Source organism: Microcoleus sp. AT3-A2 (assembly GCF_036705685.1).
In the GTDB taxonomy this organism is placed as follows: Bacteria; Cyanobacteriota; Cyanobacteriia; order Cyanobacteriales; family Microcoleaceae; genus Microcoleus.
In genome coordinates, this window is sequence record NZ_JAUBVF010000009.1 from 136,207 (window position 1) to 160,352 (window position 24,146).

A 24,146-nucleotide genomic window follows, 5' to 3' on the forward strand; every position below is an offset into this window, starting at 1 on the left:
AATCAAAATTTTGTGATTAGGTAATTGATAATGCGTAATTGGCAATTGGTCAAGGCCATCATCCCTAACTCGCACTCAATAGAGCCAATTACACATTATCGTCTCAAGAACCGGAGTTTGAGCGCAAATCGCCGATCAGTTCCGCCAGTTGGTCGCTATTAGCTTTGTAAACCTCGTTGCAGAAATGGCACGTAGCCTCAGCCCCCCCATCTTTTTCAATCATGTCTTGGAGTTCCGCTTCGCCCAACATTTTCAAAGCTCCCAAAACTCGATCGAACGAACAGCCACAGTGAAAGCGCACCATCTGAGTTTCCGGGAAAATTTCCAGGCCCATATCTCCCAGTAACTCTTCGAGAATCTGGTGCAGCGTTTTGCCCGATCGCAGCAGCGGCGTAAACCCCGACAATTCAGCAACTCTAGATTCTAAAGTTTGCACCAATTTTTCGTCGGTTGCCGCCTTCGGCAGAACCTGCAACAGCACACCCCCAGACGCTTCTACCCCGCCCGCCCCCACAAACACCCCCAAAACCAGAGCCGAAGGCGTCTGCTCCGAGGTTGCCAAATAGTGACTCAGATCGTCGCCAATTTCGCCGGAAACCAATTCTACCGTACTTGAGTAAGGGAAGCCGTATCCAACGTCCCGCACCACGTACAAATAACCGTCACCTATTGCCCCGCCGACATCGAGTTTGCCCTTAGCATTCGGCGGCAATTCCACTTCGGGATTGTCCACATAACCTCGAACTGTTCCATCGAGTCCCGCATCAATCAGAAGCCCGCCCAGAGGCCCATCTCCTTTGATGCGAATGTTGACTCTCGATTCGGGCCGCTTCATGCTGGAGGCGAGTAACAGCCCCGCAGACATTGTACGGCCGAGGGCGGCTGTAGCCACGTAGGAGAGTTTGTGCCGCTGTCTTGCTTCTTCGGTGAGGCGGGTGGAAATGACGCCTACAGCGCGAATTCCGCCCTCTGCGGCTGTAGCGCGAATTAATTGATCGGCCATGAAAAACCTTACTTTGTCTTTTGATACCTTCTTGAACTATTTTAGAAGTTCTTGAAGGTTGTGGCAGCAGATAGCAGCAGTTGACTCGGCGGGCCTGGGAGTGCGATCGAACTTCAGAACTCGCCTCTGTTTTCTATAAAACCTTGATTAACCAACTATTTATTAACAAATATTCTGATTCATTCTTCCACTTAAATATTTATTTAAGAGATCCGGAATAACCAGTGTATTTATTTTCTATAATCCACCGTGTTCTCACTCATTTTATAACAACTCACAACTAATGACTAACAACTCACAACTAATGACTAAAGCTTATCTTGGCGCTAACCAGACGATTACCAAACCTTTACCTTGGCCGGTTAGAGTCAGAGGCGTAGGTCTCAGACCAATGTTTTTTAGCTGGAAATAAGGGATATGCCACCAACATCCAAAGCACTTTTAGCGGAAATCCAGCATAACACAGGAGCGAGTCGAAACTTGCATTTTTATGCCAAGGGGGAAACCATTCCTATGATGCCGCAAGGCCTTTGGCGAGTCTGTCAAGGTTTAGCACAACTGAGTACGCTTTATCCAACCGGGGAAGAAGGACTTTTGGGTTGGGTTGGGCCTTCGATGTGCTTCGGTTTGTGGTTGACAAGCTTGCAGACTTACCGAGCTACGGCGACATCAGATATTTATTTGATGTGGTATTCTATGGTGGAAATCGAAGCTTCTCCTCAATTGGCTCACGAGTTGCTGCCTCAAATGGTACGGCGGCTGCGGCAAATGGAAGCAATTTTAGCGATCGCCGGACAGCGGCGAGTAGATGACCGTTTGTATCAGCTACTGCTATTATTGCAACAGGACTTCGGTCAGCCTGTAGTTGAAGGCACTCGCTTGACTATTCGCTTAACCCATCAAGATATTGCTAATGCGATTTGCACGACGCGGGTAACAGTAACTCGAATGCTGGGAAAATTGCAGCAGCAAGGCTTAATCAGTCGAGATGGCGATCGGCATTTAATTCTTAACAAAGATGTTTTTGCGTCCACATCGGATTTGTTTGGCTGCAACCCTCAAGCAGTGTAGCAAGCGCCGAAAAAAATCTTATTCTGCTTCGCCAATCAGCGTAAACGCTGCCCAATCTTGTGGATTTGGGTGCATCTTCATTGTCATCAGCATCGCTTGCCGCAAAGCTTGAGCTTTATTCGGCTTTTTCTGTAATTGGCGATAGAATTCTGCCATTAATTCCGCTGTCGGCTCATCGGGAACTAACCACAGAGAAACGATAATACTGGAAACACCAGCACTAATTAAAGCACGAGATAATCCAAGCACACCATCACCTGTGAGTTTTCCTCTGCCAGTATTGCAAGCACTTAATACCACTAATTCAGCATTTAATTTTAAATCCAAGATTTCGCTCGAAGTCAGCAATCCATCATCATTTCCTGATGGCGCAAGGGCGATCGCTCCCGGTAAATCTCGCCTCTTCATTTCATTGAGTAATCCGTGAGTTGCCAGATGAATAATCCGGGCTTTTAGCATCTGTTGAACAATCGATGCTTTAGTCGCTTGAGAGCCTGTAATCGGTTTAGTATTCAGAAGTTGGGCAATTGTAATTGCTTCCTGTTCGCTGCCCGGTAAGGCAGGTAATTGGTGCGGCGGGGTACCAATTTTGGGCATGGTTGGATTGCCGACGACGAGGTTATTTTGGAGAGAAAGTTGTCGGACTTTTTGCCGTGATTGGCGGGTTAACTGCAAAATTTGAATGGCGGGAGCGGTGAGGATGGTATGTTTTTCAATCAGATATTGACCTGTCGGATCTTGTAAGGCGACAAAGGGAACTAAAAACAGGGATTGATGGGGAATGAAGATGACAGGAGCATTCGGGTCAGTAGGTAAAAGATCGGCAATGGGTTGAATCAGTAGTTGATAACTTTGCTGTAATTTGGGGTAGATTATCCGAGAATTAGCAGTGGTAGAAGCAGGGGGATTAGCTGTTTGTTTATTGGCAGTGTCCCCCGCCGATACACCCAGAGCATCGCGAGTGCCGCGAATCATCTCAGCTAAGGCGGTATGTTGCTCATTTAATCCTCTCGTCCCCAGAGCAGCAGATACTCTTGTCTGTTCGGTGGCTTCGCGTAGATTGATGTTAAGAGATTTGAGGTCAACGGAGCGAAAGGTAATTTCACCAGTCGGCTTGATGACCCAAATATAAAGGGCTTCATTCCAAATAGTTGAATACTCGACAAGGGTAGCGTTTTGCTCTTTAGCAATTTGTTGAATTTGCTGGATATTGGGGGGGTTGATAGTAGTTTGGGCAGATGCAGATGGGGCTTGGCGAGATGCCAATAACTCCACAAAAGCTCTGGCTCTACCCCGTTCGGCAATTTCTAAAGCCTCATTAGTTTTTTTCTGAGCAATGAAGACTTTTTGTAAAATGACGTAGGGGTTAGTTTGGGTTTCAAAGATTGACACTTTATTGGCATCGTCTAATCCAGCACGGAGAGATTCTGAGACTTTAATACTATCAAGTAGCGTTGTCTCGGCTGCTGGGAGATTGCCCGATTTGTAAAGAGCAAGTCCCAGATTTCCCAAAGCTATCTCCTCGCTTGGGCGGTCTTTAATTTCGCGGGCGATCGCCAACGACTGCTGTTGGTACTCAATCGCTTTGGCGTAGTCGCCGAGTTCAGAGTAAGCAATTCCCAGACTTCTCAAAGCTCTCCCCTCGCTTTGGCGGTCTTTAATTTCGCGGGCGATCGCCAACGACTGCTGTTCGTACTCAATCGCTTTGGCGTAGTCGCCGAGGGTATAGTAAGCATTTCCCAGATTTCCCAAAGCTTTCCCCTCGCTTTGGCGGCCTTTTATGTCTCGGGCGATCGCCAACGACTGCTGTTGGTACTCAATCGCTTTAGCGTAGTCGCCGAGGTCACTGTAAGCAAGTCCCAGATTTCCCAGAGCTTTCCCCTCGCTTCGGCGGTCTTTAATTTCTCGCGCGATCGCCAACGACTGCTGTTCGTACTCAATCGCTTTGGCGTAGTCGCCGAGTTCAGAGTAAGCAATTCCCAGACTTCTCAAAGCTCTCCCCTCGCTTTGGCGGTCTTTAATTTCGCGGGCGATCGCCAACGACTGCTGTTCGTACTCAATCGCTTTGGCGTAGTCGCCGAGGGTATAGTAAGCATTTCCCAGATTTCCCAAAGCTTTCCCCTCGCTTTGGCGGCCTTTTATGTCTCGGGCGATCGCCAACCACTGCTGTTCGTACTCAATCGCTTTGGCGTAGTCGCCGAGGGAATAGTAAGCATTTCCCAGACTTCCCACAGCTTTCCCCTCGCTTGGGCGGTCTTTAATTTCTCGGGCGATCGCCAAATACTGCTGAGCGTACTCAATCGCTTTGGCGTAGTCGCCGAGGGAATAGTAAGCATTTCCCAGACTTCCCAAAGCGGCCCCCTCGCTTTGGCGGTCTTTAATTTCTCGGGCGATCGCCAAATACTGCTGAGCGTACTCGATCGCTTTGGCGTAGTCGCCGAGGGAATCGTAAGCAAATCCCTGATTTCCCAGAGCTTTCCCTTCACCTTGGCGGTCTTTAATTTCTCGATAAATTATTAGTGCCTGTTGCCAAGACTGCAATGCAGCTTGAAATTGACTGGTCACGAGCTGCTGAATCCCTTGATCTAACAGTCGGTCTGCTTCAGCTTTCCGCTCAGCTTGGGTTTGAGCCAAGGCCTGAGAATTGATGATTTTAAATTGGGAATTAGGGATAAACCGAAACTCACCTATAGTCAGCACCGCTAAGATTGAGATGAGTCCCGACAATCCAATTTTTTGCAGTTTCATAACTTTTGACAGCCCTCTGGTTTGAATATCCGCTTGACACATCAAGATATTGCTAATGCGATTTGCACGACGCGGTTCTGTTGACTGTTGACTGTTGACTGTTGACCGCAAGATAGCGACATCTACCTGGAAGGAAGAGGATTGGAGTAATGAATAGTCTTCTTTTAATTTCTTCCGATCGGGCTTGGGGCTTTAAACCAATTCTTTCTGGTAACAGTAACGCGAATGCTGGGAAAATTGCAGCAGCAAGGGTTAATCGTTCGAGATCGCCATCTCGGGATTTAATACTTAACAAAGGTGTTTTTGCGTCCGCCTCCGATTTGTTTGGCTGCAACCCTCCAGCAGTATAGCAAGCGACAGCCATTTGCATCTACATAATGCTGTCTAATATTAAAGCTCTCATCGAATTGCATCAGAATTGTCTCTCTTGATTTTCCTCCCCCTATCTACAGCAATACATTTGTAGCCGGAAAAGATATCATTAAGCGGTGCATCTATTTAGGACAAAACTCAATGGCTAACTCCAGTCAAGGAACACCGCAACCAGACAAAAAAGAATTAACTAACATCACAGCTAAACCTCAAGAACAACAAGAAGAACCGCCAAATAAGGGTGACGGGCGGAAATAGTCGATCGTTAGTTTTTATTTGCTATTACTCGTTACCAGGCTCTGCCTGGTAAGGCAGATCTGGAGGCTCTGCCTCCAATTTGCCCCAGCAAGAATCGAGGCAGAGCCTGTGGGTATTGGTTTCCAGGCTCTGCCTGGAAACCAGTTAATCGGGTGTGTTTACTATTGACAAATTATTCAGTTTGTGGTGTGCCGTTGTTCGATCGCAACTTCGGCTTTCCCGGCTTTCCACGGAGGCCGTTTAAAGAAACCACATCAGCCTCAGAACTCTCCCTCGCCACCCGAATCAGCAACCCCGACAACAACAAACTTGCCAACATCGAAGAACCCCCGTAACTAAAAAACGGCAGCGGCAAACCCGTAGTCGGCAAAACCCCCGTCGCCACCCCAATATTCAGCAGCGACTGTCCCACCATCACCACCATCACCCCAATCGCCACCAACTGAGACTCAACATTTCGAGCCTTCATCGCTACCCTCAAAGCCACAGTAGAGTAAGCCGCCAACATCAGCAACAGCGAGAAACCTCCCACCAAACCAAACTCCTCAGCAAACACAGCAAAAATAAAATCGCTGTACTGAATCGGCAAATAAAATAACTTTTGCTGCGACATCCCCAAACCCACACCCCAAATGCCCCCTGAACCGACAGCCAGCAGACTTTGAATCAACTGATAGCCGTCTTGCATCGGATCAGCCCAAGGATTGAGGAAAGACATAATCCGGCGGCGCTGATATTCCCTCAAACTAATACTTAAAACGGCTAAAAGCATTCCCCCCATAGCCGTGGCGCCCAACTGCAAGTAAGGTAATCCCGCCGCCAAAGCCACCAACCACAAAGTCATCCCGCACAAAGCCGTGGTACTTAAATTGGGCTGCAACAAAATTCCCAAAAGCATCGCACCGAAAATTAACAGCCAAGTTAAGCGAACTTTATTCGTCAATCGAGACCAGTTGCCGAAAATGCGGGCGCTTTGGAGAACAAAAAACGGCTTGATCAATTCAGAAGGTTGAATAATCGGAACCGGGCCCAGAGATATCCAGCGAGTCGCCCCGTTGATTGTGGTTCCCACTCCCGGAACTAAGGTCAACCAGAGCAATCCCAGCAGCAATAAAACGCCTAACTGAGATGTTTTCATGATGTAGCGCAGTGGGGAGTATACCATCAAGTTAAAGCCGGCCAGCCCGATCGCCACTGCGATGAGCTGTCGTTTAAAATAATAAAGGCCGTCTCCAAATTCATAATTTGCAATGGGATAGGAAGCCGAAAACAATGCTGTCAGCCCGACAAACAGCCAGAGAAAAGTCAGCCACCTCAGCCACCGAGCCTCAGCGGCCCATTGAGACGCGCTGGGGTCAAAAAAAGGAATCAAGCGTCGAATGTCATTAGCCATAGGATTTTAGAATGATCTCAATAAACTCTAACAAAGATGGCTAAAATACCAGATTGGTTAATTTACGCATTAATCTGCTCGCTGTTATATGGTTTGTGGGGATTTTTTGGCAATTTAGCGACTAAATATATTGACTACAAAACTGCTTTTGTTTATGAAGCAGTTGGCGCTATTTTAACTACTTTATTTATTATTTTCCACACTAATAATTTTAGTTTTGAGGGAGATGTTAGGGGGATTTTGTTTGCGATGTTAGTGGGCGTTTGTGGCACGGTGGCATCATTAGTATTTTTTATAGCCCTTGCCAAAGGTGAAGTTGCCAATGTAGTGAGTGTTACGTCTATCTACCCGCTGATTACTATATTATTATCGTCTTTATTCTTGAAAGAGGCTATTACATTACCACAAATGCTTGCTGTTTTGTTAGCGATAATCGCAGTTATACTTTCTGGTTATTGAAATATTGGTCAATGATTAAATTAACAACGCTGGAGGTTCTTTCTTCTGCTATAACAACAAAAAAGAGGTCGATCGCGACCTCTTACCCCTCTACTAATCCAGCTTCGGCTCTTAAAGTAAACCTGTATTAGCTCCGGGCTTACCGGTAGCCAGTTGCACTTTAATAATTCTGCCGCCCATTTTCATAATTCTTTGCTGTTCCCGGAACCAATTGTCGTAAGGAACGAGCTTAGTAAAATAGGTATTTTGCAATTCGCGCTGAGTGCGGATGCGGGTTTGACTTGGGACGCAAGCAGTCACCTTAAACATTCTCATGGGAAACGAACTCCTGAGTAGGTTTACAGATTATTAGATGGATTTTTTAAAGATTGAAGGCAGGGAGTTAGGAGTCAAAACTAGCTCGTTAAAACTCGTCGGGCTTTCTCGACAAGCCTTTGACGGTCTAGCAATCACTCTCAACTTCCCTGACCTCTTTTCAAAGGCAAAGGTAACAAGTCCAAAGTTAAAAGTTAAAAGAGGCAAGAAATAAGTATTTTTCTTTCTTCCTTCTTCTTCCTTCTTTCTTCTTCCTTCTTCCTGAGTTTTAGCTCAAGCCTGAGCAGATGTAGTCGAAATAGACGCCCATTTCTTTACCAGCGTCAGAACCGACCAAACCGGCGGTGACTTCTTTCATTGCTTGGATTGCTTGTACGGTAGAACCGATGGGCACGCCCAAGGAGTTGTAGGTTTCTTTCAAACCGTTGAGCACGCGCTCATCGAGGATGGAAGGGTCGCCAGCCAACATAGCGTAGGTGGCGTAGCGGAGGTAGTAGTCCAAGTCGCGGATGCAAGCTGCATAACGACGAGTGGTGTACATATTGCCGCCGGGGCGAGTTACGTCAGAGTACAACAGAGACTTAGCAACTGCTTCTTTGACGATTGTGGCTGCATTGGCGCTGATGGCTGTAGCGGCGCGGACGCGCAGTTCGCCAGAAGCAAAGTAGTTCTTGAGCTTGTCTAGAGCGCTGATGTCCAGGTACTTACCTTGAACGTCAGAGGAGTTGATAACGGCGGTAATTGCGTCTTGCATGGTTGTCTTGTTTCCTAGAAAGTGGCTGAGTCAGTCCAATTTTGGAGCTAGAATTTGGAATTTGGGATTTGGGATTTAAGATTTTTAACTGGCTGGTTATTTGCAAAAACTTTTAGCTTGTTGCCGGCAACCCCCAATTTTTCAATCTAAAATCGAAAACCTAAAATCGAAATTCCTTACTGCATCGCACCGATAACGTAGTCGAAGTAAGAGGAAGCTTCGGAAGCGTCTTCTCCAGACAGCAGCGAACTTGCTGCATTTTTCATAGCGCGAATGCCTTCGGCGACGGCTTCAATCGGGGTGCCGAGAGATTTGTACATTTCGCGGACGCCGACAATACCGATTTCTTCGATCGGAGTAATGTCGCCAGCTACGATTCCGTAGGTAATCAAACGCAGGTAGTAGTCCATGTCGCGCAAGCAAGTTGCGGTCATTTCTTCGCCGTAAGCGTTGCCGCCGGGAGAAACAACATCAGGGCGCTTTTGGAAAAGTTGGTCGCCTGCTTGCTTGACGATGCGTTCGCGGGATTCGCTCAAAATTTGGGCGATGCGGACGCGGCGTTCACCAGAGGTGACGAAGCTTTTGATCCGATCTAATTCACCTGGGCTCAAGTAGCGAGCTTCGGCGTCTGCGTTGACGATTGATTTGGTGACGATACTCATCTTGTGTGTACCCGCTGGATATTTTGCTATATGAACTGCTCTGCGCTGAGCTAGCGAAGGCGGGCGCTTGCGTCCCGTATCTTTCCTGCTCAGGCAGGAGCTTTGACGGGGAAGGCTGGACTTTCCACAGTCAGCAACTGTTGAAGTTGTTGGCGGGTGACTGCCTTCGGTGCTTAACGGCGCTGGTTCTTCACGCCGGTGCGGTTGTGAGTGCTCGCACTAAGCCTGTCGCTTACAATACCATAAATGACTGATGCGATCTTTAATTTATGATCAAGATTGCAGCAGGCCACTTAGTGGCGATCGAGTGACTGTCCGGCAGTTAGTAAGGATATTGCTTCTCTGACACAACTACCTCTCGCAAGTATTTTGAGGCATTATGTTCACATTCTGAGTGTTACTGTAATAGTTTGTAACATTCCTTTTCATATTTGGGCCCTCGCTTGGGTCTGAGAAGTTAAAATATCACCGGAAAGAACTATCTGAAATTATTTAGCAGCAAGGGTTGCAGGCGATCTAGACCTCGCTGCATGAGTTGTGACGGGCGAGGGCGCGAGGTTCAAAGGCTTGGCCCTGAGAGGGAGGGAAGCGGGAGATGGGGGGAGACAGCAGGGAGACAGGGGGAGATGTGCGATCGTCTCACATCTTGCAGCATTCTCAATAAGTTTTGGATGGGCGGGCTCTGGGGCCCAAACCCTACTCCCCGCAAGAAAACTCACTCTTTGTGTTTGTGGAACAGGCCGGAAAGCCTGTTCTTGATAATGGTGCCAGATATCAGATCATCGGAAATCGTGACTTTCGAGCTTGTAGCTAGATTTGACTCTCACTTTTAATCTGGTGCGCCGTGAAAAGAAATCTATCAGCCCTTAAAAAAGCTTTACAGTTTGGCATTAGCGGTGCTGTCGGCGGTTTCGTCGGCAATCTAATCACCGAACCTTTCATGCAGCAACTCCCTGGTTCGGAATCTTTTTTTGACAGTGCTTTTTTTGACAGTGTATTGTCCACAGCTCGCTGGTTTGGATTGGTAGGCGGTGGCATTGCTACTGCTATTATGTTCGGCTATTATTACTATATCAAAGGCAAGCCTCAAATTAAACAGGCTTTAAAAAATGGCGGATTGTTTGGTTTAATAGCAGGAGCAATTTCTGGGGCGATCGCCGAAGGAATTTATAGCGGGATTGGCGACGGAAACAATGAATTATTGCGAGTAATTTGCTGGGGAATAGCTGGCAGTTTGTTAGGACTTGGACTTGCACAGCGGATTCCTAATTTGGGGGCGCTTCGCGGCATGGGAGGCGGCGGTGTTGGGGGTGTGTTGGGCGGCTGTTTGTTTATTCTGTTTGCTTATAATCTATCCGGTACAGCAGGCCGTTTAGCTGGCTGTGCTGCGATCGGTTTTTGGATTGGAATTATGTTGGTTGTAGCTGAAACTTTGTTCAACAAAGCTTGGCTGGTCATTAGTTACGATACGGGAGCAAATCGCACTCTCACTCTGGGTTCGGAACCAGTGACTTTTGGCAGTGATGAAAATTTGTCTATTATCTGCATTCCTAATGTTTCGCCCTTGGCCATGCGATTTCAATTAGAAGCAGGTCAAATTGTTTGCGAGAATGTTGATAGCGGGGCCGTGAGTTATTTGCGATCGGGCGACCAAAAGAAAATCGGCAACTGTACAATTACAGTAGGAAATTCTGACTTGCCAGCCCCAACACCAACAAATATGGCGCCTACCTTTATATCAGATCAGCCCGCAGTAAATTCTTTTACCAGCGGTCAATTTTATCTAAAAATAGGCAGTCGAATTATCCCTCTGAGTGCGGGAACTCAATTATTCACCTCTGACATACCGAGTTTAACAGCCGCAGCATCTAACGGCCTTGTAGCTATAGTCACTTCTCGATCGAGAAACGAGCTTTCGTTAGGATTGACCAATGTGTCCGATCGCGCTTGGTGGGCTACCGACATTCAAGGTGATATAAAAATGGTAGAACCTGAAAGTACCCTGACTTTGGCGTTGGGAACTCAAATCGAATTCGGTGAATTAGAGGGCGAAATTGTGTAAGTAAGAGAGTAAGCTGTTGCACATTTGTATCCGCTCAATAATTCGGGGCGGACTACCCACTTAGGAACGATTGTGCGTCATTTGAGGTGCATCTTTGAGCAATTCACCCCGAATTATTGAGCGGATCAAAAAAACCTGGTGTAGTAGCCAAGCTGGAACAGACAGAGTACAAAAGTTGAGAGTTGAGTATTGGGAAAAAATGAAAAATATCGAGACCGAGAACCTTTTATCTCTCTCTGGGAACGGGGATGATGGACTTGTTTGGCTAGAACTCATGCCCGCTCACAGATAGGGACAAGAGTCGGTGGAATCAAGCCATTTTATGCAGAGGCTAAAGTCACGGTTATTGGCGCAATTAGTCTGAAGAAAGTTCGGGCAGTAATAACAATGGATGATTCAATAGATGGTTCAGCATTTAGTTTATTTATTGACCAGTTTTTATGCCTTCAATTGCCGCCGGTAGCGGTAGTAGTAATGGATAATTTACCTTCCCCTAAACTCACCTCAATTGTACTAATGATTGAAGCTGTCGGTGCGCGTGTTATTTGTTTATCACCCTACTCTCCCGATTTTAATCCTATTGAAATGTGGTAATCACAGCTTAAATCGTTTTTGCGAAGTTTTGCTCCCAAGACCCCAGCAATGATTGATAGGATAATAGAAGTTGCCCTCGATTTGATGAATTATAGCCATTTAAAAAAATTGTTCACTGATTGTTGTTACTGTACCACATAGCATAGGGAAGTGCTGTAATTTTTACCGATTTTTAGGCTGGCTTTTCATCATTAAGAATCGGGCAGAGGTGACTAAACTATGAATTATAAAATCTGATATTTTTACTCAGTTAAAATTGTATATTAGCTCAATCATCTGCTCACAATTAAAAAGATAAATTTTTCAATTCTTTAAAAAGTAAGAAAAACGGTTCATTCAACTATCAATAAAATTGATATAGCAATCCTAAATTATTTGTGAATTTCTTACTCCCTCCCCTTGATAAGGGGAGGGTTGGGGTAGGGTAAAAAGTTTACGACTCCTGCAAGGATTGCTATAGTTGAATTTTTAGGGTTCGAGTCTGACATTAATATTTTCATTCAGAATTTTAGCTGTGCTAAAATTCGAGAATGAAACAGCCCTGCCCCAAAGCGGGGAAGTTTCGATTAAACCGCAAAGAACAGAGGACACAGAGGATACAGAGTCAGAGAATGAGAGAGATGAATAATTTCGATGCCAATGGATTTGAGCTAGGAACATTTGTCATAGCAATCCGCGATAGCGAATAAATACCAACATCACCGCCCACGATCCTAATGCGACTTTGACTGCAACCAGGATATTGAGCAAGGGGAGAATGCCACCGCTGAAAAGTGTGCCTAACTCTCCGTGCGGTAACTCATATCCTGACAGAGTGATAACGGACAATACAATGAAAACAAGTACCGAAACCTTCTCCAAAGTCGCGGCATGCCAGCGCTGGTAGATTTCTTGCATCCACTGCGGTGATGAGGTAATCGCCACCAAGCCGATCGCAGTTCCCCCCGCTACACCCGCCGCAAAACCACCGCCTGGACTTAAATGGCCGCGAATTGCTAGTTCGATACCCACCAACGCGGCAATCGTCGCTCCCAATCGCGCCAAAATAATCGATGGTTGATCGGTAAACTGATATATGGCGCAGGACGGACTTTCATTGGCTAGCATAAAACTTGCACCCATGATGGCGATCGTAAATACCACGACTTCAAAGATCGTGTCGTACAGCCGATTTCGAAAAATGATACCGGAAACCGCATTGGATACTCCACTATCTTGAACAACCAATTCGACGATCGAACTTTGCTGCGATAAGTCCATTACTGGATTGGCTATTAGCAGCATTTTGACAAACAGCGCTATCCCTGATAAAAAGTAAACCCACTTCATCAATGTTTGTCCTCTGCGTCTGGTGTATTTACATAGGTTAGGGTTGTCCCTGGTGATGAAAGTTCGGTTTGCATGATGTCGTAGACACGCCGAACTCTGGTTGCGGTGTTATAAAGTTGCGCTTCGCCGCTGTGTTCCAATTGGCTTTGTGGCGCACAAGCTGCATGAACTTCTTTTTCCCTCAGCCCCCGCTGCAATGCCTGTGTAGTCGCATAGGGAACGAGTTCCAGGCGCATATGGCGTTTCTGAAAAACTGTGCGGATGTCATCTATCAGTTGCTTAAAATCACCTGCGGTTTTGTCGTTTGATATAGCATCGCCCTCTGTCCCCTCTTCGATTACACCCAGACGCAGCACGAAGGATGAACGCACCGTCACTGCATAAAGTGTAATCGCGAGTAGAGTACCCATCAAGGCTTCGGTCAAGCCCACATCCCCCGCGCCTAAAATTGTATACACCAAGGCGGCGATCGCTCCCAATACCCCCCGCAGTAGCAATGCGTGGTATGGATTGACCTGAAATACCACCATACCAGCAGCTAAGGGTAGCAGAGCGACGAGGACATAAATGTAGCTATTATCGTTCATAGTTACTCCCTGTTTTGGAACAATGGGCCAACACATATCCCAGCATTGTGTTCCAGGTTGCTAAGCAAATGATCGCCAGAATCAGCAGGGGCCATTTACTGGGTATTTGCAGCAGCAATCCGACGACGATCAACATTGACCCAAGCGTGTCTGCTACCGAAAGACTGTGCAGTTTATACAAAACCGATCGCTTCCCAAGTAGGTAAGAAGTACCCCAAAACCAGAAAAAAATCCCTATACCGATGCAGGTATAGCTCAATACATCTATTACGATCATGGTTCACTGATACGTTTGATTATATGTGCCAACAACATCAATCCAGCTTCACCCACACTGAGGATAATCGCCGCCACCACACCGATCATCCAATCATCGCGCCAGACGGATATGACGAGAGCGATGATTGCCGTTTTCGTCGAGATACTGGCAAACGCCAACATTGTTTGCCAGATATCATGATCTTTCCATACCTCGTACATGGGTATGAGCAGAGCCAGAATCATCGCAATTAAAATCAAGTTGTTCAAGTTGTTCAATTGTGTGGACTCCTGATTTTTCTTACTTAGCTAAATCGGAATTATTCATTTCTCTCTTCTCTTCTCTTCTCTGACTCGGCGTCAAGAGCGGTTAAATCATTCAGAAAGAAACTTGAGCTAGGTGTTTGATGTCCGTTGCACTCGGTGTACTTCGTAAAAACCCTCTTCGTGATATTTCACAACAATCGTCTTAGGAGTAAAAGTGATCACGAAGACATCTAGGAAGATCAACAAGGGCGATCGATGGTTTGGCACTTTTTCCATGATCACATCTTCGTGTCTATGGGGGCGGAAGATGAGTTCAAAAGCTTCTATATAAGCTATCGGAATCGCCCTCAATATTTTACCGAACACCCCCAACCATTCCCTCAAAGGTTCCGGGGGTGCGTAGCTGCGCGGCAACAGGAAAGCAATGATGATGCCGATCGCAATATTTGCCAAACTAAAATCGGCTGTGAGTAGAAACCAGATCGTCAGTCTTAATATTAGCTGTCCAATCATGTTGAGAATGCCATCCAGAATAGTAGGAGCGAAATCAAGCTCATAAAACCGACCAAGTGATCGAATTGTTCAAGCATACGTGGCAGTTTGATTGCCGTGCGTTGAAAAATTAGAAAATAGGCTAACCAACCAACACCGATGACGGCGATCGCCTTAACCATATTGTCCAGCGTATAGGCCTCAACATAAAAGGCATTGGCTGCAATCAGCCCACTTACCAACAGCAACACCGCAGGCCAAAAACCAGGTTTTGATTTTGCTTCTCCACCACGGGGCAGAAAGATGAATTTAGCAAATAGGATAGCAGTTCCTACTGCTGCCACATTCATGGCTGTCGCATAAGCGGGTGTCAAATTCTTCAAAGTCAACATCTTTGCCCCAAAGCCAACCAAAAAAGGAAAGCCTGAGATCGAAAGGCTAGCCACGACTAAGGCAATCCAGAGCTTAGTATTGATCTGCTTTTGTCGCAATTCCTTAAAGTCGCGGCTGGGTAAAGAACCCGCAATCAGGAATAGCGCCGATTTGACCAAGCCGTGGGCGAGGGCATAAAAGCCTGCCACTTCCGGGGCTACGAGAATCCAACCTAACTGCGAAACCGTGCTGAACGCCAGCACCCGCTTGGTATCCTTTTCAAAGATGCCATAGAACACGCCCATAAACGCCGCCCCGACTCCGAAAATCTGGACGATGGGTGCCACCTCCTCCACCATCAGCGCGCACCGCACGAGGGGATATACCCCCGCTTTAACCACAATCCCTGACAGCAAAGCCGACACTGGCGTTTCTGATTCCGAGTGAGTTAGCGGTAGCCATAACCCCGATACAAACACACCTCCCTTAACCAAGAGTGCCATAAAGATCAGAGCTGTCGCCTCTGGGGGCGCTGCACCCAAGCCGGCAAAACTAAACGAATTACTTGCCTTATAAACCAGCACGGCACCGACTAGATAAAACAGCATTGCCGTGTTGCTAATAAATAGATAGCGCAAAGCTACCCAAATCGAGCGATCGGTGCGAGGATAGGCAATCAAGAGAAACGCCGCAATCCCGCTGACTTCTAACCCCACATATAAACTGATAAAGTCACTAGAGGCAAAGGCCGCATTCAGGCTGCCGTGTACCATCAGAATCTGTGCATAAAAAAATGCCGTCTTCTCTGTGGGCCAACAGTAGATAATCACCGCTGCTGTGACTAAGGCATTGGTTAAGATGAAATACCCGCTCAAGCGATCGACTAACAAGGTGACACTGAAATTATCCAGTAACTCCAGCGTCACCGCTGACGGCATTACAAAAAGCTGGAACGCATAGGCAGCGGACGCGATCGCTCCGAATATTGCCAGATACTTGTCAAACTTCGGAATCAAATAAATACTAAACCCGACAAAAAACGGGAGTCCAATCCAGGCTAGCGTCAGGGTATTCATGGGGTATTATTCATCTCGATTTCGTTACTTTCTAATGTCGGATTATCTCGTGCCAGTTTCATCACACTGACCAGCATTAAAGCCTGAACTGAAAAGCCGATCACGATCGCCGTTAAGATCACCGCCTGGGGAACCGGATCGGCGTAAGCGACAACATTTTTCCCCTTTGAAATAATTGGTGTCAGCAAGCCTTCTCGCGATGCCACCACCACGTAATAGGCGATAACCCCTGTACTCATGACATCCATACAGACGATTTTCATGAGCAGGTTCTTTTTAAAGATGATACCAAAAAATCCGCAAAATACTGTTGCCAATACCAATGCTTCTAACATGGAAATTGCTTGTTGGATAAGGGGTGTTTATTATTATATTTGAATTAACGTATATTATTTCTAATGGGACTTAGACATTTTCTAGCCCCTCAAGTACCTGAAACGCAGTCTAGGTAAGGGAAAGAGTTTGTTGACTGTTGACTGTTGACTGTTGACTGTTGGCTGTTGACTGTTGGTTGTTGGCTGTTGACTGTTGGCTGTTGACTGTTGGCTGTTGACTGTTGCCTGTTAACTGTCAGTCGAAAAACTACATGATGGTTGAGTGTTGAGTGTTGACTCGATTTTACGCCCGACGATGAAGCGCGGATTTGATATCAGAGGTGAAACCGTTGTCAATTCAAGACTGATCCCAATTCAATCTCAAACCCTTTACCTGTCCCCGTTTGCAGCCATTTTTGACGTAATTTTTGTCTAAGTCCCGTTAGCGAATCTGTGGCCGACAAGGAAGTCCGATCGTCGATCTTTCCCCGGTTTCAGACCACTCGTGGGTTCAGGACTGTTCAATTTAACTGGGGCGAACGTCACTAAGTTCAATCATTCCGCAAAGCTGCGATCGGATCTAAGCGAGCCGCATTCCGAGCCGGTAGCACTCCAGCCAATAAGCCTACAGTAAAAGATAGCCCAAAACCGGCTGCGATCGACCATACAGAAACCACAAACGGAAATTTAAACGCTGTCGAGGCCCCAAAGGCGATCGCAACTCCCAACCCAATACCCGCCGTTCCCCCCACCGTCGAAACTAAAATAGATTCCGCCATAAATTGAATCAGAATTGCTGCATTAGTAGCGCCTACCGCTTTGCGAATCCCGATTTCCTTAGTGCGTTCCACAACAGACACCAACATAATATTAGCAATACCGATGCCGCCAACCACCAAAGAAATTCCGGCGATCGAACCCACCATCACCGTAAATAAACCTATCACATTGCTGAAAGTATTAACTATCTCAGCTTGATTTACAACTCGAAAATCATCCGGTTGTGGTGGATAAATATTGTGGCGCAAGCGCATAATATTTTCTACTTGAAATTGAGCATCAGCTAAATCCGATTCGTCGGCAGTTTCCAACCAAAAACCCGATATCGCAATCCCCGCTAAAGAATTTCTCCCCACAATCCGCGAAGACATATTTTTGAGGGGAATATACACTCGATCGTCCTGATCGGTTCCCCCTACAGACCCCTTGCTTTCCATCACTCCAATCACCTTGTAGCGGTTTCCCTGAATGCGAATATCGGAGGATAGCGCATTAGCTCCGGGTCCAAAAAGTTCGTCCCGCACCTTAGACCCGAGGACAACTACTGGCTCAGCAGCATTCAATTCATCCTCGTTAAAAAACCGTCCTTCTTGGGGTTGAATGTTCTTGACATCTGGATAGTTTAAATCTGTGCCCAAAATAGCAGTAAATGAATTTTGTCCGGCATAAACCACTTGCACTTGACGCTGCAAATAAGCCGAAATCGCCTTAACTGCGGGAGCTTGTTTGCCGATCGCCCTAGCGTCATCCCAAGTAAGGGTAGTAGCAGAACCGCTTCCCTGACTGACACCGCCCGATCGCGCAGCGCCGGATAAAACCAACAGCACATTTGTACCCAAAGCCTTTAACTGTTCTTCAGTTGATTTTTGTACTCCCTGTCCCACCGAAGTAATGGCAATTACCGAAGATATCCCAATAATTACGCCCAGCATAGTTAAACTGGTACGCAACTTATTATTCCACAGCGCCTCTGTCGCCATGAACGCGATTTGAACATTAGAGATTTTGTTCGTACCGGAGCGAGTCTGTAATTTCATATTAGACCTCTTGAAAAAAAATCTATGTTAGAATTGAAGCTTTTGAATTTTAGACCTGAGAGCTAAATCATAATTGTAAAGTGCTGACAACAAATTACAACGGAGACCATAACGGCGGTGACAATTTCGATAACGACTTGACAAAATTTTGAAAACTTTTAGACTCCTATTAACATAATCAATCACTATTCCCTCCTGGGCTAAAGCTCGATTATAGTCTTTTTCTAAAAGAGAAACATTCGGTTTTTTGGGTTTCTTTTTAGGAATCGAGCTATTAAAGTGATAATCTTTTATCCCTTGATAGCCACTATCTTGTACACTATCGGTTGAGGGATGGAAATGAAGATTGCTTTTTTTAAACAAGCTGAAATCGTGGCAATGCCCAGGTTCAAAATATAGGCAAATAATCGGTTTACTTTCTTGATTAATGACCACTTGCATTTTTAGGCTGGGGTGTTTTTTATTGACTGAATAGTATTTTTTCTGTTTTTTTTTCGTTCGATAGCTGTTTCTGTGACATCCATTACCACAACTTTGCTGACGCCCAAAACCTTTGAACAATGCTTTTTTCCCAGGAATACCAAACTTCCCCGTTTTCATTAAAGTTGATTCAATGTTAGTTACAATTCGGCAAATCGTCGATCCGGATACTCCCTAATTTGTCCCCAGATGAAAATAGGTTCGATATTCTCACCAATATTCCAAGGCTACTGAAACTTGTTCTTCAAGAGTTAAAGCGATCAAGGCGTCCTCGTTTATCTTGAGGATTTTCATTCCCGGAATTTTTCTCAAGTGTTAACCATTTCTTTAAACGTTTGAATCTGGACACCAAATCTCCGTTTAAATTGCTCCGGTTTCAAATTTATATAAAGTGGCAATGACCATACCACCTATCATAAAGCCGATCGTTGGGGACTGCAACTGAGACTCAAGTCCCGCAGGCAAGAAATACGGCTAGTGACATACTCTCACGCCAAACTGAGTACAGTTATGGCGTGGGCATCTTTGTAGCCCGATAAAGGGTGTACAAAATTTCCTTTGTGGTACTGTCATCTATAGTTCCTACTAGAGAAAGATTCCCACTACGACGTTTTATACTTGGGAAAATGCCCAACCCAAGTCTCTTCAAATTAATCGCTGCATTCACATCACGATCAACTATCAAAGAATGCTGCTCATCCCAATAGTTTCGCGTACCGCAATCGGTGAAAATGATTTCATTCCGATAGCACAGAACCATTGAGGTATAAGCAGGTTTTTGCGGAACGACAACTGACCCAGCTTTTTCGGCTATGTATTCCAGTGTCTTAAAAAATTGACCGAACGCAGCATCCAGCCAAGACTTGTTTAGTCCTGATTTCGCTGACTGACCGTTCGGGAGGTAATTACCCTCATCATCTTGCTTAACTTTATTCCGCTTGGTTAAACCCTTTAAATCCAAATCTTCATGAAAGAAGAATTTAGCTCCAGACCTGACAAGGTTGTGAGCCGTTTTGTAATGGAAGTCTTGGCGAGAACGCGCTATTTTTTGGTGCTTTCTCGCCTCTTTTTTTGTTAATTTTCGTCGGGATTTAGAGCCACACTTCCGCTTATTTTGCTTCTTTGAAATACGGTCTAGCTTAGCTTGGTTTTTGCGAAGCGGTTTCAACGAAGGCAATTTTTCCCCTAATGATGTTGCCAAGTAGACATCTTCATGTAGCACCGCATCTAGCCCAATTGAGTTGTCCCAATTTGGGGTAACTTTGTCGGGAATCAACTGCGGTACAGAAGAGTCTTCAAGCATTATCTGAACGAACCAACCGTCAGCCTTTCTAGTTACACTAATTTGCTTAACGATAAACCCATCGGGGATTGGGCGGTGCATCCGAACTTTCATGATGCCCAACTTCGGCAATCGGATATAAAACCAATTCTTGCGAACCAGCTTAATCCAATCGCTGTTAGCCGTAGAAAAAGTCATCGTTCGGTAATCCGCTTCAGTCTTGAATCGGGGTTTACCAGACCGACCGCCTTTACTATCTCCTACCATAAACCGTTCAAAAGCTTTGTCTACTCGCTTAGAAACGTCTTGCAGGATAGTGGAATCTACCTGCTTAAAATCCAATAGTTCACCACTGTAAAAGACTTTTACCAGGTCTTTCTTGATGACGGGCAATTGTTGTTTTTGGGAGTAGTAATTGGGTTTTTGACGAGGCGCAGAGATGCTAGCAATCAATGGACAAGCGTTTATAGCAGTGCGGTTCATTTCCCACCAATCAAATCGATCACCTAACTGTCGATTATACCAATAGCGACAGATTCTCAGCCAATGGTTGAGGGTCAACTTTTGATTAGTGTCGGGATATAACTGGTACTGATAAGTCGCTTTCATTACATCACAGCCAATACGCATCAATTAGTGTTCATTGATCAGAGGATGTTATTTGGTGTCAAGTCTGTGAGTAAATATTTTATCCATAAAGCTAGAGGAGTTTCTGATCTCAAGTGTCATTTAGTGTTAACAACCAAGTATCGGCGGAAAGTTCTGACCGATCCAATGTTGTCCAGGCTTGAGGAGATTTTCAAGAACTTGATGGAAAAATGGGAAGGAAGATTGGTAGAATTCAATGGTGAGCGTGACTACGTACATTTGCTACTTCAGTATACACCGCAAACTGAACCAAGTAAGCTTATCAACAATCTTAAGACTGTATCTAGTCGCTATTTGCGGAAAGAGTTTGTAGAGGAAGTTCAAAAAGTTTACTGGAAAGATGTTTTTTGGACAAATGGATATTTTATTGTTTCATGTGGCGGCGTGACGGTTGAGCAATTAAAGAAGTACATTGAGGAACAAGATAGACCCTCCGAATAAGAGTTTGTTCGTCTCGTCATCCACCTGCTCACTGCTCAAAGCTACGCCTTGAGATTATGAACAGGTGGAATCCTCGTCTCACGCACCTTTCATCCCACACCAATCGAAGCGATATGGTGTGGGGATTCCCGTCTGATTAGCTAAAAACCGGGGTCATGCCCCGGCTTTTTAGGTTTGTGTCGCCTCGATTCAACAGCCGTCTGGTCCACAGAAACTGTGCCCGTACAGTACCTCCGCGTCACAGATATAGATCATGCCCGCAAAATCGAGGAAAAACTTGATTGCGACCTGATCCGCAATATTCTCGGCCATATCCCGATCCGGGGTGAGCACCTCGAATTTTATATTCGCCGTGATGTCAGAAACGCTAGGTTGTCCCGACGAGCGCACGTTGCGACTGCCTTTACCGCCGGTTTCCAGAACCGTATAACCGGTTGCCCCGGCTTCTTCGATGATATGAACGATCTTTTTCAGCAGAATCTTTTCCGTGACGATGACAAGCTTTTTGGCTGGCTTGGGCATGTTGGTAACCTCCTTACCTACGTATGTTGATCTTAATATATTGAGTCGCTTGGTCTGCCGGGTCAAGGGAGCGCCGACAGACCGCGACCCGTCTGGGATTAGCTGCCGCCTATCGCCTGGGCAAGCCCGAGGAAGAGCGGTATTCCCACGCCGATCGCAATGGGTGTACCGATGGCTGTGGATGCGCCGATGTAGGCGGAGGGATTGGCCGACGGAATCCCGGCTCGCAACGTGGGCGGACCTGAGATGTCTGAACTGGAGGCGGCAATAACGGCCAGGATCACAACACCGCCCAGGCTGAATCCTGTGGTGTAGTGGGCAATCATGCCGAGACCGAAGGCGATGAACCCATGCAGCAGCGGTGCCACTACGCTATACACGACGTACCACTGGGCCACCTTACGTAGTTCGCCAAGTCTTGACCAAGCCTCCATACCCATGACCAGCATCAAGATCGAAAGCAAGCCGCGGAAGAGGGGGTCGTAGAAGCTTTTATAGACACTTTCCGGCTGGGTGAACAGACCAAGAGCAATGCCGAGCAACATTGCCGATAGGGCAGGACCCTGGAGGCTTTCTTGCACGATCGGCCATATTTTGACCCGATTATCCGCAGGCTTCTGCTGCTTGCTGAGATACTCTTGCCGGTTGCGGGGATAATCCTGCTGATCGGGATAATCGCCTGCTGCAACGGGCTGCTTGCTGAAAGAGTCCTGCACGGTAGAGTGGGCTGCTGCACTACCCTTCTTCTGGTTGAGATAAATGTTGGCCACCACAATCGCCGTTACGAGCGCTGGGATATCCATGAAGGGATAGAGTGCGGCAGCCCATGCCTCGTATGGCATGTTTTGTTCTTCCAGTAGTGTCAGGGCTGCAGCCATGGTAGAGCCACTCACAGCACCAAACAATCCCCCGGTCGCAATCGCATCTATGGTGTTGACCTTCGGCAGCTTAGCCAACGTATAGCGCGCGATGAATACCACAAGAACCCCTACTGCTACAGCAGACGCTGCGGGTATCACCATCTCCGTCAGGTTGGAATTGCGGATCGCCTGACCACCGGTCAGACCGATTTTCATGAGCAGCATGAAGACGATGATCTGATTAATCGCCTCTGGAATTATTAATTCGCTACCAAGGGCGGCAATGACCATACCACCAATCAAAAACCCGAGTGTTGGGGACTGCAACTGCTTAACGAAGTCCATTAAAAACAAGGACAAAAAATCCATGAATACCTCCTTCTGCCTCCTCTAAAAAAGAGCGATTATTGCGATCGGTGAGCTTTAAGAAGTAAGGGTGCAGCGCTTCAACCCTGCCGACAGGTGTTAGGCGAACACCTGTCAGCAGAAGGTTCAGAGATGGTCGCTCTCCGAATGGGGCTAGAAGGTGTCGCTGTCCCGCAGTAACTTCTATAGATCAATACCTATTAAGACCCAAAATTCTATGTACTTAAGTCATATCCTTAATTTCGCACAAATTTGCGATCGCTTTACATGGATATGCCAAGTAATTTCAAATTCCAATCATAAGTTTTCCCTTTATTTTCAGAAAACCCGTATATCTCTGGTCAGTGTAAATTGCGATCGCAGAATTTTCTCTATACACAGATATTGCACCGAGGACGGTATGGGATCAGCCAAACCGGAAGAGTTGCGTGGACACCACTCTTCTAGCAATGACTGAGCTAATCAATCCACATTTCGGGGGGAGTTGTTGACGGTTCATAAGTCCTGGACGGACTGTAACTGGCGAGGTTAAACCACCCCACCGCCAGTAGGAGACCGAACGCACAGCCCAACAAAAAAGTCCAGGCGTGAGATGAATCGAGCACGCAGAGCAGGCTGCGATCTGCGCTATTATATACCTGCACTAGCCAGCCTTCGCTGGTGTTGACAAATTTGGTCGGTAGTTTAGTTTGGTCAAACTTGTTAATAGTGTCCGCTCCATGCTGATCGAATGTGTGTGGCGGTGGCGGGAACTTGCCCGCCGCTACGGAAATACCTGTCAGAAATTCTCCTGTGAATGGAGAGTGTCTCAACGAGAGAGACTGGGGCGCTCAAACCTGACATTGATGTCGAACAGAAGACAAACATCTATGCTTTTGCCTTGAACGATATTCTTAAGTTTATACTTAGATTGGCTGGTTGAATGGTGGTCATAGCGCAAAAAGGATAAGTATTTTTTATAAAATGCTTCAGCTAATCTGAGTCAATCTTTCTCAACCGAGGGTAGTGAATTCGCCGATCTTTGGCATAAAATTAACTCTTTTGGCGTAAGTCCCGCACTGTAATTGTACTCAATTGGGAGTCGGGATATAAGCCAAGCAAGGCTTGTGAAAAAGATCGACAACTTCCTGCTTCTCTAGCAAAAAACGTGTAATAGACATCTCCAAAAACAATTAAAGCCTTTGTCTAACGCTGGCTGTAAGCTGTTGTGCCTTTAAACAGGGTAAGTAGTCAAACAAAATTAATTACACAAAAAACTAATATGATATATAGCATTTATCAGAAAGATGAGGTATGATATAACTGACTTGAACGGAGTGAAAAATATAGAACCCCAAAATGTTA

At 46.2% G+C, this 24,146-nt stretch carries 25 protein-coding genes; 6 read left to right on the plus strand and 19 right to left on the minus strand.

Features of this window, described 5'->3' with window-relative positions; all coding sequences use genetic code 11:
- Positions 1 to 103: 103 nt before the first annotated feature.
- Positions 104 to 1,003, minus strand: a complete 900-nt coding sequence (hslO, locus tag QUB37_RS08410; RefSeq protein ID WP_333160869.1) for an Hsp33 family molecular chaperone HslO — start codon at positions 1,001 to 1,003, stop codon at positions 104 to 106.
- A gap of 417 nt (positions 1,004 to 1,420) precedes the next feature.
- On the opposite strand from hslO, the gene QUB37_RS08415 reads away from it, so the two are divergent.
- A complete protein-coding gene (locus tag QUB37_RS08415) occupies positions 1,421 to 2,074 on the plus strand; it encodes a Crp/Fnr family transcriptional regulator (RefSeq protein WP_333160871.1) in 654 nt (217 codons plus the stop codon).
- An 18-nt stretch (positions 2,075 to 2,092) separates the two neighbouring features.
- Here the strand turns inward: QUB37_RS08415 and QUB37_RS08420 are convergent, their stop codons facing one another.
- Positions 2,093 to 4,822, minus strand: coding sequence for a CHAT domain-containing tetratricopeptide repeat protein (locus QUB37_RS08420; protein ID WP_333160873.1), 2,730 nt, complete (start codon positions 4,820 to 4,822; stop codon positions 2,093 to 2,095).
- A 225-nt stretch (positions 4,823 to 5,047) separates the two neighbouring features.
- Between QUB37_RS08420 and QUB37_RS08425 the strand changes: the two genes are divergently transcribed.
- A complete protein-coding gene (locus QUB37_RS08425) occupies positions 5,048 to 5,107 on the plus strand; it encodes a hypothetical protein (RefSeq protein ID WP_333031969.1) in 60 nt (19 codons plus the stop codon).
- Between the two features lie 517 nt (positions 5,108 to 5,624).
- Here QUB37_RS08425 and QUB37_RS08430 read toward each other — a convergent pair.
- Positions 5,625 to 6,845 (minus strand): FtsW/RodA/SpoVE family cell cycle protein, encoded by a 1,221-nt coding sequence (locus QUB37_RS08430; RefSeq protein ID WP_333160875.1) that lies wholly within the window; start codon positions 6,843 to 6,845, stop codon positions 5,625 to 5,627.
- Positions 6,846 to 6,881: 36 nt separating this feature from the next.
- Between QUB37_RS08430 and QUB37_RS08435 the strand changes: the two genes are divergently transcribed.
- Complete coding sequence (locus tag QUB37_RS08435) at positions 6,882 to 7,304, plus strand: EamA family transporter (RefSeq protein ID WP_333160877.1); 423 nt, start codon at positions 6,882 to 6,884, stop codon at positions 7,302 to 7,304.
- Positions 7,305 to 7,415: 111 nt separating this feature from the next.
- Here QUB37_RS08435 and QUB37_RS08440 read toward each other — a convergent pair whose 3' ends face one another.
- The 3 genes from QUB37_RS08440 to apcA form a co-directional block, all read right to left on the minus strand.
- Entirely contained in the window at positions 7,416 to 7,619 is a 204-nt protein-coding gene (locus QUB37_RS08440) for a phycobilisome linker polypeptide (protein ID WP_006634929.1), read from the minus strand.
- Between the two features lie 268 nt (positions 7,620 to 7,887).
- Positions 7,888 to 8,373 (minus strand): allophycocyanin subunit beta, encoded by a 486-nt coding sequence (gene apcB, locus QUB37_RS08445; RefSeq protein WP_006634930.1) that lies wholly within the window; start codon positions 8,371 to 8,373, stop codon positions 7,888 to 7,890.
- A gap of 176 nt (positions 8,374 to 8,549) precedes the next feature.
- Positions 8,550 to 9,035, minus strand: coding sequence for an allophycocyanin subunit alpha (apcA, locus tag QUB37_RS08450; RefSeq protein WP_106147035.1), 486 nt, complete (start codon positions 9,033 to 9,035; stop codon positions 8,550 to 8,552).
- Between the two features lie 844 nt (positions 9,036 to 9,879).
- On the opposite strand from apcA, the gene QUB37_RS08455 reads away from it, so the two are divergent.
- Together QUB37_RS08455 and QUB37_RS08460 are read left to right on the plus strand one after the other, a co-directional pair.
- On the plus strand, positions 9,880 to 11,097 hold the full coding sequence (locus QUB37_RS08455) for a hypothetical protein (RefSeq protein WP_333160881.1): 1,218 nt from the start codon (positions 9,880 to 9,882) through the stop codon (positions 11,095 to 11,097).
- A 261-nt stretch (positions 11,098 to 11,358) separates the two neighbouring features.
- Positions 11,359 to 11,691, plus strand: a complete 333-nt coding sequence (locus QUB37_RS08460) for a transposase (protein WP_333160883.1) — start codon at positions 11,359 to 11,361, stop codon at positions 11,689 to 11,691.
- Between the two features lie 663 nt (positions 11,692 to 12,354).
- Here QUB37_RS08460 and QUB37_RS08465 read toward each other — a convergent pair.
- The 10 genes from QUB37_RS08465 to QUB37_RS08510 all read right to left on the minus strand — a co-directional run bounded on the left by QUB37_RS08465 (position 12,355) and on the right by QUB37_RS08510 (position 20,574).
- A complete protein-coding gene (locus tag QUB37_RS08465) occupies positions 12,355 to 13,020 on the minus strand; it encodes a Na(+)/H(+) antiporter subunit B (RefSeq protein ID WP_333160885.1) in 666 nt (221 codons plus the stop codon).
- Positions 13,020 to 13,607 (minus strand): DUF4040 domain-containing protein, encoded by a 588-nt coding sequence (locus QUB37_RS08470; protein ID WP_333160887.1) that lies wholly within the window; start codon positions 13,605 to 13,607, stop codon positions 13,020 to 13,022. Before QUB37_RS08470 ends, QUB37_RS08465 begins: the two co-directional genes overlap by 1 nt.
- Complete coding sequence (locus QUB37_RS08475; RefSeq protein ID WP_333160889.1) at positions 13,597 to 13,884, minus strand: monovalent cation/H(+) antiporter subunit G; 288 nt, start codon at positions 13,882 to 13,884, stop codon at positions 13,597 to 13,599. The genes QUB37_RS08470 and QUB37_RS08475 overlap by 11 nt, the downstream gene beginning before the upstream one ends.
- Positions 13,881 to 14,111, minus strand: a complete 231-nt coding sequence (locus tag QUB37_RS08480; protein ID WP_333160917.1) for a hypothetical protein — start codon at positions 14,109 to 14,111, stop codon at positions 13,881 to 13,883. Before QUB37_RS08480 ends, QUB37_RS08475 begins: the two co-directional genes overlap by 4 nt.
- 150 nt (positions 14,112 to 14,261) lie before the next feature.
- Positions 14,262 to 14,645, minus strand: a complete 384-nt coding sequence (locus tag QUB37_RS08485; RefSeq protein WP_333160891.1) for a Na+/H+ antiporter subunit E — start codon at positions 14,643 to 14,645, stop codon at positions 14,262 to 14,264.
- Entirely contained in the window at positions 14,642 to 16,072 is a 1,431-nt protein-coding gene (locus QUB37_RS08490; RefSeq protein ID WP_333160893.1) for a cation:proton antiporter, read from the minus strand. Before QUB37_RS08490 ends, QUB37_RS08485 begins: the two co-directional genes overlap by 4 nt.
- On the minus strand, positions 16,069 to 16,407 hold the full coding sequence (locus QUB37_RS08495; RefSeq protein WP_333160895.1) for an NADH-quinone oxidoreductase subunit K: 339 nt from the start codon (positions 16,405 to 16,407) through the stop codon (positions 16,069 to 16,071). The genes QUB37_RS08490 and QUB37_RS08495 overlap by 4 nt, the downstream gene beginning before the upstream one ends.
- A gap of 530 nt (positions 16,408 to 16,937) precedes the next feature.
- Positions 16,938 to 18,203: an ABC transporter permease gene (locus tag QUB37_RS08500; protein WP_333160896.1), complete on the minus strand. Its 1,266-nt coding sequence runs from the start codon at positions 18,201 to 18,203 to the stop codon at positions 16,938 to 16,940.
- Positions 18,204 to 18,230: 27 nt separating this feature from the next.
- The gene (locus tag QUB37_RS08505) at positions 18,231 to 18,803 is read right to left on the minus strand and encodes a transposase family protein (protein WP_333160898.1); all 573 of its coding nucleotides are present in this window, start codon (positions 18,801 to 18,803) and stop codon (positions 18,231 to 18,233) included.
- Positions 18,804 to 19,191: 388 nt separating this feature from the next.
- Positions 19,192 to 20,574, minus strand: a complete 1,383-nt coding sequence (locus QUB37_RS08510) for a transposase (RefSeq protein ID WP_333160900.1) — start codon at positions 20,572 to 20,574, stop codon at positions 19,192 to 19,194.
- A 45-nt stretch (positions 20,575 to 20,619) separates the two neighbouring features.
- On the opposite strand from QUB37_RS08510, the gene tnpA reads away from it, so the two are divergent.
- The gene (gene tnpA, locus QUB37_RS08515; RefSeq protein WP_333160902.1) at positions 20,620 to 21,054 is read left to right on the plus strand and encodes an IS200/IS605 family transposase; all 435 of its coding nucleotides are present in this window, start codon (positions 20,620 to 20,622) and stop codon (positions 21,052 to 21,054) included.
- Between the two features lie 189 nt (positions 21,055 to 21,243).
- Here the strand turns inward: tnpA and QUB37_RS08520 are convergent, their stop codons facing one another.
- The 3 genes from QUB37_RS08520 to QUB37_RS08530 all read right to left on the minus strand — a co-directional run bounded on the left by QUB37_RS08520 (position 21,244) and on the right by QUB37_RS08530 (position 23,614).
- Positions 21,244 to 21,576, minus strand: a complete 333-nt coding sequence (locus QUB37_RS08520; protein WP_333160904.1) for a P-II family nitrogen regulator — start codon at positions 21,574 to 21,576, stop codon at positions 21,244 to 21,246.
- Positions 21,577 to 21,674: 98 nt separating this feature from the next.
- Entirely contained in the window at positions 21,675 to 22,805 is a 1,131-nt protein-coding gene (locus QUB37_RS08525) for a sodium-dependent bicarbonate transport family permease (protein ID WP_333160906.1), read from the minus strand.
- A 455-nt stretch (positions 22,806 to 23,260) separates the two neighbouring features.
- A complete protein-coding gene (locus QUB37_RS08530; protein ID WP_333160908.1) occupies positions 23,261 to 23,614 on the minus strand; it encodes a hypothetical protein in 354 nt (117 codons plus the stop codon).
- Positions 23,615 to 24,146 lie beyond the last annotated feature (532 nt).

Excerpts from the sequence above, each read along its gene's own strand:
- hslO (WP_333160869.1), bottom strand. The coding sequence starts at position 1,003 with ATGGCCGATCAATTAATTCGCGCTACAGCCGCAGAGGGCGGAATTCGC.
- QUB37_RS08415 (WP_333160871.1), top strand. The coding sequence starts at position 1,421 with ATGCCACCAACATCCAAAGCACTTTTAGCGGAAATCCAGCATAACACA.
- QUB37_RS08420 (WP_333160873.1), bottom strand. The coding sequence starts at position 4,822 with ATGAAACTGCAAAAAATTGGATTGTCGGGACTCATCTCAATCTTAGCG.
- QUB37_RS08430 (WP_333160875.1), bottom strand. The coding sequence starts at position 6,845 with ATGGCTAATGACATTCGACGCTTGATTCCTTTTTTTGACCCCAGCGCG.
- QUB37_RS08435 (WP_333160877.1), top strand. The coding sequence starts at position 6,882 with ATGGCTAAAATACCAGATTGGTTAATTTACGCATTAATCTGCTCGCTG.
- QUB37_RS08440 (WP_006634929.1), bottom strand. The coding sequence starts at position 7,619 with ATGAGAATGTTTAAGGTGACTGCTTGCGTCCCAAGTCAAACCCGCATC.
- apcB (WP_006634930.1), bottom strand. The coding sequence starts at position 8,373 with ATGCAAGACGCAATTACCGCCGTTATCAACTCCTCTGACGTTCAAGGT.
- apcA (WP_106147035.1), bottom strand. The coding sequence starts at position 9,035 with ATGAGTATCGTCACCAAATCAATCGTCAACGCAGACGCCGAAGCTCGC.
- QUB37_RS08465 (WP_333160885.1), bottom strand. The coding sequence starts at position 13,020 with ATGAAGTGGGTTTACTTTTTATCAGGGATAGCGCTGTTTGTCAAAATG.
- QUB37_RS08470 (WP_333160887.1), bottom strand. The coding sequence starts at position 13,607 with ATGAACGATAATAGCTACATTTATGTCCTCGTCGCTCTGCTACCCTTA.
- QUB37_RS08475 (WP_333160889.1), bottom strand. The coding sequence starts at position 13,884 with ATGATCGTAATAGATGTATTGAGCTATACCTGCATCGGTATAGGGATT.
- QUB37_RS08480 (WP_333160917.1), bottom strand. The coding sequence starts at position 14,111 with ATGATTCTGGCTCTGCTCATACCCATGTACGAGGTATGGAAAGATCAT.
- QUB37_RS08485 (WP_333160891.1), bottom strand. The coding sequence starts at position 14,645 with ATGATTGGACAGCTAATATTAAGACTGACGATCTGGTTTCTACTCACA.
- QUB37_RS08490 (WP_333160893.1), bottom strand. The coding sequence starts at position 16,072 with ATGAATACCCTGACGCTAGCCTGGATTGGACTCCCGTTTTTTGTCGGG.
- QUB37_RS08495 (WP_333160895.1), bottom strand. The coding sequence starts at position 16,407 with ATGTTAGAAGCATTGGTATTGGCAACAGTATTTTGCGGATTTTTTGGT.
- QUB37_RS08500 (WP_333160896.1), bottom strand. The coding sequence starts at position 18,203 with ATGAAATTACAGACTCGCTCCGGTACGAACAAAATCTCTAATGTTCAA.
- QUB37_RS08505 (WP_333160898.1), bottom strand. The coding sequence starts at position 18,803 with ATGAAAACGGGGAAGTTTGGTATTCCTGGGAAAAAAGCATTGTTCAAA.
- QUB37_RS08510 (WP_333160900.1), bottom strand. The coding sequence starts at position 20,574 with ATGAAAGCGACTTATCAGTACCAGTTATATCCCGACACTAATCAAAAG.
- tnpA (WP_333160902.1), top strand. The coding sequence starts at position 20,620 with ATGTTATTTGGTGTCAAGTCTGTGAGTAAATATTTTATCCATAAAGCT.
- QUB37_RS08520 (WP_333160904.1), bottom strand. The coding sequence starts at position 21,576 with ATGCCCAAGCCAGCCAAAAAGCTTGTCATCGTCACGGAAAAGATTCTG.
- QUB37_RS08525 (WP_333160906.1), bottom strand. The coding sequence starts at position 22,805 with ATGGATTTTTTGTCCTTGTTTTTAATGGACTTCGTTAAGCAGTTGCAG.